The 11,431-nt window shown below is 71.4% G+C and carries 10 protein-coding genes and 1 pseudogene; 7 read left to right on the forward strand and 4 right to left on the reverse strand.

Annotated elements, in window-relative coordinates; translation table 11 throughout:
- Positions 1 to 177: 177 nt before the first annotated feature.
- Positions 178 to 411 (forward strand): LPXTG cell wall anchor domain-containing protein, encoded by a 234-nt coding sequence (locus ACFP2V_RS15870; RefSeq protein WP_381211840.1) that lies wholly within the window; start codon positions 178 to 180, stop codon positions 409 to 411.
- Positions 412 to 1,386: 975 nt separating this feature from the next.
- Here the strand turns inward: ACFP2V_RS15870 and ACFP2V_RS15875 are convergent.
- Complete coding sequence (locus tag ACFP2V_RS15875) at positions 1,387 to 3,051, reverse strand: phytoene desaturase family protein (RefSeq protein WP_381211808.1); 1,665 nt, start codon at positions 3,049 to 3,051, stop codon at positions 1,387 to 1,389.
- Between the two features lie 75 nt (positions 3,052 to 3,126).
- A complete protein-coding gene (locus ACFP2V_RS15880; protein WP_381211811.1) occupies positions 3,127 to 3,582 on the reverse strand; it encodes an SRPBCC family protein in 456 nt (151 codons plus the stop codon).
- Positions 3,583 to 3,928: 346 nt separating this feature from the next.
- Between ACFP2V_RS15880 and ACFP2V_RS15885 the strand changes: the two genes are divergently transcribed.
- On the forward strand, positions 3,929 to 4,819 hold the full coding sequence (locus tag ACFP2V_RS15885) for an SDR family oxidoreductase (protein ID WP_381211813.1): 891 nt from the start codon (positions 3,929 to 3,931) through the stop codon (positions 4,817 to 4,819).
- Between the two features lie 156 nt (positions 4,820 to 4,975).
- Here the strand turns inward: ACFP2V_RS15885 and ACFP2V_RS15890 are convergent.
- Positions 4,976 to 5,200: pseudogene (locus ACFP2V_RS15890) on the reverse strand (glutathione-dependent formaldehyde dehydrogenase); the annotation flags it as partial.
- 272 nt (positions 5,201 to 5,472) lie between these two features.
- On the opposite strand from ACFP2V_RS15890, the gene ACFP2V_RS15895 reads away from it, so the two are divergent.
- Complete coding sequence (locus ACFP2V_RS15895) at positions 5,473 to 6,315, forward strand: MBL fold metallo-hydrolase (protein WP_381211816.1); 843 nt, start codon at positions 5,473 to 5,475, stop codon at positions 6,313 to 6,315.
- A gap of 80 nt (positions 6,316 to 6,395) precedes the next feature.
- On the opposite strand, the gene ACFP2V_RS15900 is transcribed toward ACFP2V_RS15895, so the two are convergent.
- Positions 6,396 to 6,905 carry a metallophosphoesterase family protein gene (locus tag ACFP2V_RS15900; RefSeq protein ID WP_381211818.1) on the reverse strand — a complete coding sequence of 170 codons (510 nt, stop codon included), beginning with the start codon at positions 6,903 to 6,905 and terminating at the stop codon, positions 6,396 to 6,398.
- Positions 6,906 to 7,496: 591 nt separating this feature from the next.
- Between ACFP2V_RS15900 and ACFP2V_RS15905 the strand changes: the two genes are divergently transcribed.
- From ACFP2V_RS15905 to ACFP2V_RS15920, 4 genes are read left to right on the forward strand one after another with little or no spacing between them, the layout of a single operon-like run.
- A complete protein-coding gene (locus ACFP2V_RS15905) occupies positions 7,497 to 8,669 on the forward strand; it encodes a cytochrome P450 (protein ID WP_381211821.1) in 1,173 nt (390 codons plus the stop codon).
- Complete coding sequence (locus ACFP2V_RS15910; protein WP_363041555.1) at positions 8,666 to 8,854, forward strand: ferredoxin; 189 nt, start codon at positions 8,666 to 8,668, stop codon at positions 8,852 to 8,854. Before ACFP2V_RS15905 ends, ACFP2V_RS15910 begins: the two co-directional genes overlap by 4 nt.
- Positions 8,851 to 9,993 carry an NAD(P)/FAD-dependent oxidoreductase gene (locus tag ACFP2V_RS15915; protein WP_381211824.1) on the forward strand — a complete coding sequence of 381 codons (1,143 nt, stop codon included), beginning with the start codon at positions 8,851 to 8,853 and terminating at the stop codon, positions 9,991 to 9,993. The genes ACFP2V_RS15910 and ACFP2V_RS15915 overlap by 4 nt, the downstream gene beginning before the upstream one ends.
- A gap of 10 nt (positions 9,994 to 10,003) precedes the next feature.
- Entirely contained in the window at positions 10,004 to 10,927 is a 924-nt protein-coding gene (locus ACFP2V_RS15920; protein ID WP_381211827.1) for a LysR family transcriptional regulator, read from the forward strand.
- Positions 10,928 to 11,431 lie beyond the last annotated feature (504 nt).

The following is an 11,431-nucleotide window of genomic DNA, read 5'->3' on the forward strand; positions in this document are numbered from 1 at the left end:
GGCCAATCATCGAAGAGGAAAGGACTCCGATACGGAGAAATCGGTCCCAGAGGCCCTGATCGAATGAACCGGAGGCACGGGTGGTACGCGGGGCGCAGCCGCGAGTATGCCGACCGCCCCTTCCGGCTCCTTCCGGCCCCTCGGGCAGCACACGGCCTTCGCCGTACGTGACCATGGATCGACCGAGCATGGCGCAGCGCGTACGGCGCGCACGGGACGGGTGCGGGCACGAGGCCGGGAGCGGTACGGCGCGCGGGCAGGCCCTGCGGCACAGGGGAAAGCGGCTGCGGTGGCGATGGCGACGCCACCGGCGCCGGCTCCGACACCCTCCCGCTCGCCGCAGGCGGCGCTGCCCTGGTGGCGGCCGGCGTGGCAACCGTCGTCCTGCTGCGCCGCCGTAAACGCGCCTGACTCACCCCACGGGCCCGGTTGCCCGCACCGCCGAGCGCCCCCGCCCCTGGAACCGGCTCCGGGGGCAGGGACGGGGCGTTCCGCTCGCAGGCGTACAGGTCAGGCGCGGCACACACGCTTCCCGTTGTCCAGGGCCCGACGACTCTGCTCCCAGGACCCTTGGGGCATATGTCCCCGATGTCATACCGACCTGCGGTTTCACCCGTCAGATCCCGATGGGCCGGCCTCTGTTCACCGTCGGACCCTCCCCGCACCCCGACACGTTCCTCAAGGAGCCCAGCCATGCCCCGACCCTTCCGTCAGCTTCCGGCGAAGGCCCCGCACCGACCGGACCGGTGGGCTCCCGTTCCGGTCGCCGTCCGGGTCGGGTCCGGACGCGGCTCCGTACAGGTCGCCGTCGTCGGGCGCGAGACGGGGAGGGCCGCTGACCATGAGTACGGAGGACAGGACCTACCACACGCTCCTCGCCCGACACGATGCGATGCGGCTGCGTCAGCAGTTGCTCTCCCCCTGGAGCGACCCGCGCACCGGCCGCCGCGACGGCCACCGTCTTCTCCCGTCGCGGCGGTTCCTCTCCCCGATACGGCCAGGGCGAGCGACCCGGCCGGCGGACTCCGGCCGCAGACCCTGGCCGCGGCTACCGGACGGAGCTTTCCCCAAGCCCTCCTCCGTCACGGCAAGGCCGTCCGGAGAGGGTGGACAGCAGCGTTCCGACGACTCCGACGCACACACGACCTCGCCCGGGAGGAGCGGGCGCCGGGAGCCGGGCGGCGCGCTGTTCCGCACGCCCGCGGTCGAGGAGCCCAAGGCCGGGGTCGCGGAGGGCGAGCGAGGAGGCGTGGGCGGTCGAGCGCGCCGGACTGCGAGCCGGTGACCAGGTGCTGAGGGTGGGCCCGGGCCGGGCGTGCGACAGGCTCACCTTTCGTCAACCGGGTGTCCTGCGTGTCGACGCGACAGGACGAAGGGCCGGGCGGCTCACTCCACTCGGCCGGGAGAACCCGTACGGCTGCTGCGACGGCCTGGTGGCTGTCCTGCGGTGTTCCGCCCGGCCCGGGTGCCCCACGGCACGCGGGCCGAGCGCAGTCGGCCGGTGCCGTGCAACGCGGCGGCCGCCGCGTTGGCACCGGGGGCGCCGTGCACGCCGCCGCCGGGGTGGGCGGAGGCCGAGGCGAGGTACAGGCCCTTCACCGGCGTCTCGGGGCGCCCGGTGCCGGGCGTCGGCCGGAACACCAACTGCTGGTGCAAGGACGCCGTACCGCCGTTGATCGCGCCCTCGTGCAGGTTGGCGTCCATGGACTCGAGGGTGCGCGGCGAGAGAAGGCGCCGGGCCGTGATGCGGGAGCGGAATCCCGGTGCCCAGCGTTCGACTTCGTTCTCCATGCGGTCGGCCATGGCTTCCTCCTCCCGCCGGCCCCAGAGCCCGGTCAGCCCGTCCTCGCCCGCGTCGCCCTTGATCCGGTGCGGGACGTGGGTGTAGGCCCAGGCCGATTCGGTGCCGGCCGGTGAGCGGGTGGCGTCCGTGGTGGACATCTGGCCGAAGAGGATGAAGGGCCGGTCGGGCACCCGGCTGGTCGCGAGCTGGGCGGCGAAGCGGGTGAGACCGTCGACCCCGTCGGCCAGGTGGACCGTTCCCGCCGTGGCCGCCTCCCGGGCTGTCCAGGGCACGGGGCCGTTCAGCGCCCAGTCGACCTTGAAGGTCGCGGAGTCCCACTGGAACCGGTCCAGGTCCTTCAGCAGCCGGCCGGGAAGGTGCTGGGCGTCGACCAGTTCGCCGTACAGCACCGGTGCGGACACATCGGCGAGTACGGCACGACGCGCCGGTACGGGCTCGCCCCCCGCGGTGCGTACGCCGACGGCCCGTCCTCCGCGTACGACGATCTCGGTCACGCGCTCCCCGCAGCGGACCGCCCCGCCGCGCCGCTCCAGCCGGCGCACCAGGGCCGCCGTGAGCGCCCCGGCTCCCCCCACCGGCACGGGAAAGCCGTAGGCCTGTCCGAGCATGCACATCAGCCATCCGAAGCCTCCGCTGCCCGCCGCTTCGGGGCCGAGATCCGCGTGCAGCGCGCTGCCGGCGAGCAGCAGCCGTCCCGCCTCGCCGCGGAACGACTCCTCCCCCAGGCGACGGACGGGCAGCAGCAGGGTCCGTGCCAGGCGGAGGCCCCCGGCCGCCCGGAGCCTGGCGGCGAGCCGGAGGGAGGCCCGGACCGGGGGGAAGGGGGTGAAGAGAACGCGCAGGACGTCCGGGCTCAGGCGCTCCCACGTGGTGCACAGGTCGAGCCAGGCGGCCCCGTCGCCCGCCGCGAAGGTGTCCAGGCCCGCCGCCGTGTCGGCGGCCGAGCGGGCGAGGACGGCACACCGGCCGTCCGGCAACGGGTGGGCCAGGACGCTCGGGGCGTGGCTCCAGGTGAGCCCCTCCTTTCCGAGCTCCAGACCCGCGAGGACGGGGGAGGCGGCGGCGAGGGGGTAGAAGGCGCTGAAGACGTCGCTCACGTAGTCGGTGTGGACGCCGCGATCGCTGCGGACCGCACCGCCGGGTTCCGGCTGGGCCTCCAGAACCTCCACGCTCCATCCCGCGTCGATGAGCTTGTTCGCGGCGACGAGACCATTGGGTCCCGCGCCGATGACCACCGCGTCCGGCATCGTTGCCTCCTGGCGTTCTCGACGGGCCCGCCGCTCTCGCTCTCCCGGGCCCCTCAGTCAGGGGCCGACCCGTTGTCAGGCCGGTTCGTGCGCGCGTTTCGGGGTCTTCTCCACCGTGTCGGCCAAACCGGCGAGCATCCTGCGGTGGCGCAGCTGGATCAGCGCGTCCGCTGCGGTGTTGTGGAGTTTCCCGGCCGACCCGCGCAGGGGGTGTTCGTCGATGATCACCAAGGCGTTCTCGCCCCATGGCCGTACCTCGACGGCGATCCGCGCGGTCCCCAGCCACCCGCTGTCGGCCTCCAGTTCCAACACCGCCGGGGCCTCACACCGTCGGACGACGGTGCTCCCCGACGCCGACCAGCGTCCCAGCCGGACCGTATAGGTGAGGGTGGAGCCGACCTGTGGCCAGTCGCCCTCTCCGGGTCGCGACTCGGACGTGCCCATCACCCAGTCGTCGTAATGCGTACTGTCCGCGAGAACCGCCCACACCTCGTCCACGGAGCGTTCGATCAACCGGTGTCGTACGGCCATCCGCCCTCCAGCCCTCTTCGGATCCCCGGCCTCCACCCGTACCCGGCCGTGAGGTCTCACTCGTTCACTCTCGCAGGCATCGGGGGAATCCGCCGCCCGCCGCTCGGTGCGCCCGGCCGGTCGGCGTCCACGTCGTGCACGGAATCGACCTGGCCGACGGCCACGCACACCGCCGCGGCGCCGGCCCCCACACACGGTCCTCGGCGCCGGGCCGAACCAGAAGGACCGCCTGCGCGAGGACGTCTCGGCGGCCGCCCGCGACGTCGGGTTCGGAAGACCGCATGGATTCGGTCGCTCCGTCGCGGGAACAGGGAAGTCCTCCTTCCAGCGATGCAGGAGGCGGAAGATGACGAACAGCGAGCAAGGCCCCCACGACCCCGTGACCAAGCACCCCCAACCGGACTTTCCCCAGCAGGACCAACCGGTCCCGGGCTGGACGGGCCCCATGGACCCGCCGCCCGACCACGGCGAGACGTCCTACCGGGGGCACGGCCTTCTCACCGACCGCAAGGCCCTGGTGACGGGCGGGGACTCCGGCATCGGGCGCGCCGTCGCGCTCGCCTACGCACGCGAGGGCGCCGACGTGCTGTTCAGCCATCTGGAATCGGAGGAGAAGGACGCCCGTGAAACAGTGCGGCTGATCGAGGACGCGGGCCGACGGGCCGTAGCGGTCGCATGCGACATCCGCGAGGAAACGCAATGCCGGGAACTCGTCGAACGAGCGGTCACCGAGTTCGAGCGCATCGACATCCTCGTCAACAACGCCGCCTACCAGATGTCCCAGCCCGACGGAATCAGCGCCATCTCCACGGAACAGTTCGACCGTGTGGTCCGCACGAACCTCTACGGCATGTTCTGGCTGTCCAAAATGGCGCTGCCCTTCATGGGCAAGGGCGGATGCATCATCAACTCCGCTTCGGTCCAGGCCTACAAGCCGAGTCCGCATCTGCTGGACTACGCCATGACCAAGGGCGCGATCGTCACCTTCACCCAGGGCCTCGCGCAGATGGTGGCGCAGGACGGCATCCGGGTCAACGCGGTGGCGCCCGGCCCGGTCTGGACACCCTTGATTCCCGCGACCCTGCCCGACACGGCCGAATTCGGTAAGCAGTCCCCACTGGGCCGGCCCGCCCAGCCCGCGGAGATGGCCCCCTGTTACGTCTTCCTCGCCTCGCCCCAGGCGAGTTACATCACCGCCGAGATCGTCAACGCCACCGGCGGCACCCCTCTCCCGTAACCCGACGGCCGTCCCCGCGAGCGTCCGTCACGGAGCTTCGTCCCCCTGCGCGGGCGCTCGGAGGAGAGCCGCCCTGTGATGCGCGGGGACGTCCGTACGACGGACTCGGCCGCGGCAGGGACGTTTCCGCTTCGGCCGGGTGAACCCGACCGGCACTCAGGGAACCAGCAGTGTTTTGATCATGCCGTCCTGCTTGTCCCGGAAGGCCTTGCGCCCCTGCGGCCCCTCCTCGAGCGGCAGCCTGTGCGGTGCGAGAGCCTCGACGCCCAGCGGGTCCTCGTCGGTGAGCAGGAGGAGGATGTCGTCGACCCGGCGTTCGACGTTGGCCTGCCCCGTCCCGAGCTGGATCCACTTGTCGAACATGGTCAGCATCGGCAGGGGGCGATACTCACGGATGTGTCGCCACATCCCCGCTGAGCGCTGGAAGGGCTTCGTGGGCGCAGCCGCCTGTAGCGCCTGCCTGGCGGGGGAGGCCCTCGGTGGAAGGGCGGATGCCGTACCCGCGGTTCACACTTGGCTGTAAGGAAAAACCGCAGAGGTCAGCGCGGAACGGACACGGGAGGGCGGCGCCGCGCCTTCCGCCGGATGTGGCGCGACACGAAGAGATCGCCCGTGGCACGTGCCGCGGGACGCCGGACAGGGAAGGAGTCACGATGGTGCCGTCGGCCGACTCAGCGGTGCACATCCAGTTCATCGGCAACGCGACCCTGCTCGTACGGTACGGAGCCCTGACCCTGCTCACCGACCCGAACTTCCTGCACCGCGGGCAGCACGCGCATCTGGGGTACGGACTGCTGACGAGGCGGCTGAAGGAACCCGCCCTCACCGTGGATCAGCTCCCCGCCGACCTCGACGCCGTCGTCCTCTCCCACCTGCACGGGGACCACTGGGACCGGGTGGCACGCAGAAACCTCGACCGGGCCCTGCCCGTCCTCACCACCCCGCACGCGGCGCGACGTCTCCGGGTCTTTCAGGGTTTCCCCCACGTCAGGGGTCTGCGCGACTGGCAGCACCACACCCTCGCCAAGGAGGGCCACCAGGTTCGCCTGACCGCGATGCCCGGACGCCACGCCGTCGAGCCTCTGCGCGGCCTCCTGCCGCCGGTCATGGGGAGCATGCTGGAATTCGGCCCGGTGGGCGGGCCGGTGCGCCTGCGCGTGTACGTGTCGGGGGACACGCTCCTCTTCGATGGGCTGGAGGAGATCGGCAGGCGCTACCCGGACACGGACCTCGCGGTTCTGCACCTGGGCGGCACTCGGCTGCCAGGGGGTTTCGTGGTCACCATGGACGGCCGGCAAGGAGCGGAACTCAGTCGGCGTCTCGGTCCGCGGTTCACCCTTCCCGTGCACTATGACGACTACACGGTGATGAAGTCGCCGCTGAGCGCGTTTCTTGAAGAGATGGACCGCCGCGGCCTCGGTGAGCGGGTCGTCCACTGCGACCGGGGCCGGGTGGCGACCATCACGCCGGACGGCCCGACGGTGAGCGTCACCTGACCGGCTGCCACCGGCTGCCACCGGCTGCCACCGGCTGCCACCGGCTGCCGAGGCGCTGACCGGCGGGGCGGACCCGCCGGTCAGCGCCTCGGCAGCCGGTGCAGGGTGACCTCGCGCGGCACGCCGTCCGCCACGACGAGCGTCATGTACGTGCAGTACGGCTGCCGCCTGCGGTCCGTCGGCGACCCCGGGTTCAGCAGGCGCAGGCCACCCGGCGCGGTGGTGTCCCAGGGAATATGGCTGTGACCGAAGACCAGGACGTCCAGGTCGGGAAAGCGTTGGGCGCAGCGGGCTTCCCTCCCCCGTGCCGGGCCCGTCTCGTGAACGACGCCGAACCGCAGCCCTCCCAGTTCCGCTCGGGCCACCTCGGGCAGCCGTTCGCGCAGCTCAGGGCCGTCGTTGTTGCCGAACACGCCGATCAGCCGCCGTGCGCGTGCCTCCAGCAGGTCGAGCGTGGGGGTGTCGACCCAGTCCCCCGCGTGCATCACGACGTCGGCCCGCTCCGTCTCGTTCAGCAACTCGGGGGGCAGCAGCTTGGCGCGTAGCGGCACATGCGTGTCGGAGATCAGCAGCAGTCGCGCGAGTGACACCGCCGGCCTCCCCTGACGTGGCGCGGGAGGGACACCGGCCCCGGAGAACAACCGAGGGGGGTGGCGCGTTCGTCCATCCGTCGGTCTCCTCTCCGCTTCCGGGGGAACCGTACGGAGCGCTTGGAAGCGGTCTTCTCGCCGGTGAGGTTCTTCGGGCGGTGCGCACGCGTGTCCCGCTCACGCCGGCGCCTACGCCTACGCCTTTGGGCGATCGTTGGCCGGTTCCTCCGCGTTCTCGGGTTCCAGGAACCGCCCGGACCAGTCATCGGCACACGGCGAGTGCCGGTGGTCCGGTCGTCATGGTGCCCACCGAGACCGTGGACGGCCTTGTGCGGTATGCCGAGGAGGGCGGCCTGGCCGACCGGTAGGGGCTGCGGCGACAATAGCCATTCGGTTTACATGACGTCAATGAAATGAACACAGCGAAAAAAACAATGCGTGGGAGCCGAGCGGGCAAGGCGGGGACGGATCGGCGGCCACCATCGGGCAGGGCGGCCGGCGTGGACCCCGCCCAGGGCATGAACGACATGCATGTCGATCCATGCGAATCATTCATTTGCTGGATGTGAGACCGGATACTTCACTGGGGGCATGACTCCTCCCCCTGCCTCCGACCTCGACCTTTTCGCCGACGAGGTCCTGGTCGACCCCTACCCCGTCTACGCCGAACTGCGGGAACTGGGCCCCGTCGTCCACCTCCCGCAGAACGACGTCTACGCGCTGACGCGGTACGACGTCATCCGCGGCGCACTCGCGGACTGGGAGTCGTTCTCCTCGACCTCGATCGCGTTCAACCCGATGGCCAACGAGGCGCTCACCGGCACCTCGCTCGCGTCCGACCCGCCGGTGCACACCCAGCTGCGCGCCACGCTCACCGAGAACCTCTCCCCGCGGGCGCTGCGTGGTCTCAAGGGCGGGATCGAGGCCAAGGCGGACGCTCTCGTCGCCGAGCTCGTCGAGAAGGGTTCCTTCGAGGCGATCGACGCCCTCGCCCGGGCGTTCCCGCTGGAGGTCGTCGCGGACCTGATCGGCTTCGAGGGCCACGTGCGCGACAACATGCTGCGCTGGGGGCAGGCGGCCATGCAGGTCCTCGGTCCGATGAACCAGCGCACGGCCGAGAACTTCCCCATCGCCGGCGAGCTCTACGGATGGTGCTCCGAGGTCAAGGCCGACGACCTGACCGAGGGGTCCGTGGGCCGCGGCATCTTCGACGCCGAGGCACGGGGCACCATCCCGCCGGGCACGGCCGGCCACATCATCCACCAGTACCTCGGCGCCGGTGTCGACACCACCATCGCGGCGATCGGCAACATCGTCGCCCTCTTCGCCGCCCACCCCGACCAGCTCGACCTGGTCCGCGCGAACCCGTCGCTGGTGCCGGCGGCGTTCAACGAGGTGCTGCGCTTCTGGGCGCCCATCCACGCCTGGGGCCGGCGCGCCACCAAGGACGTCGACCTCGACGGAACCGTCATCCCGGCGGGCGCGCAGATCGCGATCCTGCTCGGCGCCGGCAACCGCGACCCCCGCCACTACGAGAACCCGGACGCCTTCCTCGTCGAGCGCAATCCGGTCGACCACCTCTCGTTCGGCTACGGTCCACACGGCTGCGCGGGCCAGGGACTCGCCCGCCTGGAGGCCCACGCCGTGATCGAGGCGTTCTCCCGGCGCGTCAAGCGCCTCGTCGTCGGGCCCGAGGTCCGCGTCGCCAGCAACATCACCCGGAGCATCGAGGAGCTCCCCGTCCTGGAGGTGATCTCCGCATGAAGATCGTTCTTGACCGCCCCCGCTGTGAGGGCCACGGTCTGTGCGAGGAGGCCGCCCCGCAGCTCATGCACCTCGACGACGAGGGCGAGCTCGTCCTCGACCGCGAAGAGGTCGACGGGGCCGACGTCGCCCTGGCGAACGCCGCCGCCCGCGTGTGCCCGGTCGCGGCGCTGAGGGTCATATGAGCACCGGCACCGTGAACCGCGTCGTCGTCGTCGGCAACGGGATCGCCGGGCTCACCGCGGCCGACACGCTCCGCGAGGCCGGCTTCGACGGCGAGCTGACCGTCGTCGGCGACGAACCGCACCCGGCGTACAGCCGCCCGGCCCTGTCGAAGGCGCTCCTGCTCGACGGCGACGACCTGTCGTCGCACGAGCTTCCGCCGACCGGCCACGGGGCGACGGAGCTTCTGGGCGTCCGCGCCACCGGACTCGACCTCGACCGTCGGCTGGTCGCTCTCGACGACGGTACGGCTCTGCCGTACGACCGCGTCGTCCTCGCCACCGGCTCCCGGGCGCGACGGTTGTCCGACCTTCCCGAGGAGCTCACCCTGCGCGGGCTCGACGACGCCCTCGCTCTGCGCAAGCGGCTGGTGGACCGGCCGTCGGTCGTCGTGGTCGGCGGAGGCCCGCTCGGAATGGAGATCGCCTCGGGGTGCCTGGCCGCCGGCTGCCAGGTCACCCTCGTCTCCCAAGGGGCCCCGCTGATCCTCCAGCTCGGTCCGCACCTCGCCGGTGTCTTCGTCAAGGCCGGGCTGGGCCTGGGGCTCACCATCGTCGAGACCGAGCTGGCACGGCTGGAACGGCGTGCGGACAGCACCCGGGTCGTCCTCGCCGAGGGCCCGGTCCTCGAGGCGGACATGCTCATATCCGCCGTCGGCGACGTGCCCAACACGGAGTGGCTCGCGGACACGGGCCTCGCGGCGAAGGGTGCCATCGCGGTCGACTCGCGTGGGCTCGTCCGCCCCGACGTCGCGGCCGTCGGCGACCTCGCGGCCGTCCACACTCCGAACGGTCTGCGCCGCGTCCCCTTCTGGAGCAGCGCGATCGAACAGGCGAAGGTCGCCGCGAGGGCTCTGGTCCGGGGCGACGAGACGCCACCGCTCCGGTTCCAGCCGTACTTCTGGACCGAGCAGTTCGGACTGACCCTCAAGGCGGTGGGCCATCTGCCGCTGGAAGGGGAACCCGAGTACGTCGACGGGGAGCCCGGCGGCGGGCCGGCGCTGATGCGCTGGTCGCACGACCACGGCACCGGTGTGGCCGCGGCGCTCAACTACCGGATCCCGATTCCCCGGCTGCGTCGTATGACTCAGGCGGCCGCGTAGGGTCGGTTTCATGGGCGACGCGGAAGAGGGCACCACGGGTTCGGGACTGGACCGGCTGGCATCGGTCAACCTGAACCTGCTGGTGCCCCTTCTCGCGCTCCTCGAAGAGCGTTCGGTGACCAGGGCGGCGCAGCGGGTCGGTCTGTCACAGCCGGCGATGAGCCACGCCCTCACGAGAATGCGGCGTCTGCTGGGTGACGACCTCGTCGTCCGGCAGGGCACGGGCCTGACGCTGACCCCGCGCGCCCTGGAGCTGATCCCACCGCTGCGCAGCGCGCTGCAACAGGCGGCACACATCGTGAACTTCCCCTACTTCGACCCCGCCACGGACCGGCGCGTCATCACGATCGCCCTGACGAACAGCACCGCGTTCGTCATCGGCCCCCAACTGTCGCGGCTGATCGCCGAACGCGCTCCTCACGCCACGTTGCGCCTGCGGACGATCACGGTCCCGACCGAGGCCACCTTCACCGACATGGGCGTCGACGTCGTGCTGATCTCCGAGGGGCACTTCTCGCCGTACCCGCGCGAGCGGCTGTACAACGACCGCTGTGTGGTGGTGGCCTCCCCGGACACGCCACCGGAAGCGAGCGCGCTCGACCTCCTGACCACCCAGCCGCACATCGTCGTCGACACCGACCGGCGGGTCTTCCCGTACTCGGTGCTCGAGGAAAAGGGCATCCCTTACCGCGTCGGCCAGTTGAGCTCCGACTTCCTGCTCGTCCCCTTCCTGGTCGCCCGCGCGGGCGGCGTCGCCCTCTTCCGCTACCAGGTGGCCGCCACCATGCGGACCCTCACCGACCTGCGGATCGAGGAGTTCCCGTTCCCGCTGCCCGGCCTCGGGATCGACATGGTCTGGAACCCCCGCCTGTCCGACCAGTACTTCATCGAATGGCTCCGGACGCTGCTGTTCGATGTCGCGGCACGGCTCTGACGCGGACTGCTCCCGACCGGAGCGTCAACTGGACAGTGCGTCACCACGAACAGGACGCGTAGGGGAATGTCCCGGACAGGCAGCCGCGCGCCGCGTCGAGCGCGGTCGAGCCTGTCGTGCCCGGCTTCGACGGCATCGAAGAAGGATCCGGGCCATGCGCGGCGTGGTCAGCCTCGTTGTGCCCTGTCTCTTGACGATGTCGGGCATCGCGGTGATACCCGGGTGAGGTGTGTGCCCGCGGGCGGTTGTAGCGACCGGCACGCCGGTGGCCTGGCCTCCTCACCTCAAGTTCGGCTTCGCACATCGTCGAACCCAGGTCGGCCGACGCGGCAGAACCCGGTGAGCTGCGGGAACATCCGCGGACATCCGGGACCGATGGCGGTGTTCCGTGCCCGCGCAGCAGCCGGGCCTGTGACTCGCGCCCCTCCCCCGACACGAACCACTGGGCGAGCCCGGACCACCGGGCGGCCCACCGCTCGTACGCCACCGCCTGGGCGCGCCCGG

The sequence above is a fragment of the Streptomyces incanus genome (genome assembly GCF_042656345.1).
Lineage (GTDB): Bacteria > Actinomycetota > Actinomycetes > Streptomycetales > Streptomycetaceae > Streptomyces > Streptomyces incanus.

What these genes read in the sequence shown, in the direction of transcription:
- ACFP2V_RS15875 (WP_381211808.1), bottom strand. Translation starts at nt 3,051, where the DNA reads ATGCCGGACGCGGTGGTCATCGGCGCGGGACCCAATGGTCTCGTCGCC.
- ACFP2V_RS15880 (WP_381211811.1), bottom strand. Translation starts at nt 3,582, where the DNA reads ATGGCCGTACGACACCGGTTGATCGAACGCTCCGTGGACGAGGTGTGG.
- ACFP2V_RS15885 (WP_381211813.1), top strand. Translation starts at nt 3,929, where the DNA reads ATGACGAACAGCGAGCAAGGCCCCCACGACCCCGTGACCAAGCACCCC.
- ACFP2V_RS15895 (WP_381211816.1), top strand. Translation starts at nt 5,473, where the DNA reads ATGGTGCCGTCGGCCGACTCAGCGGTGCACATCCAGTTCATCGGCAAC.
- ACFP2V_RS15905 (WP_381211821.1), top strand. Translation starts at nt 7,497, where the DNA reads ATGACTCCTCCCCCTGCCTCCGACCTCGACCTTTTCGCCGACGAGGTC.
- ACFP2V_RS15910 (WP_363041555.1), top strand. Translation starts at nt 8,666, where the DNA reads ATGAAGATCGTTCTTGACCGCCCCCGCTGTGAGGGCCACGGTCTGTGC.
- ACFP2V_RS15915 (WP_381211824.1), top strand. Translation starts at nt 8,851, where the DNA reads ATGAGCACCGGCACCGTGAACCGCGTCGTCGTCGTCGGCAACGGGATC.
- ACFP2V_RS15920 (WP_381211827.1), top strand. Translation starts at nt 10,004, where the DNA reads ATGGGCGACGCGGAAGAGGGCACCACGGGTTCGGGACTGGACCGGCTG.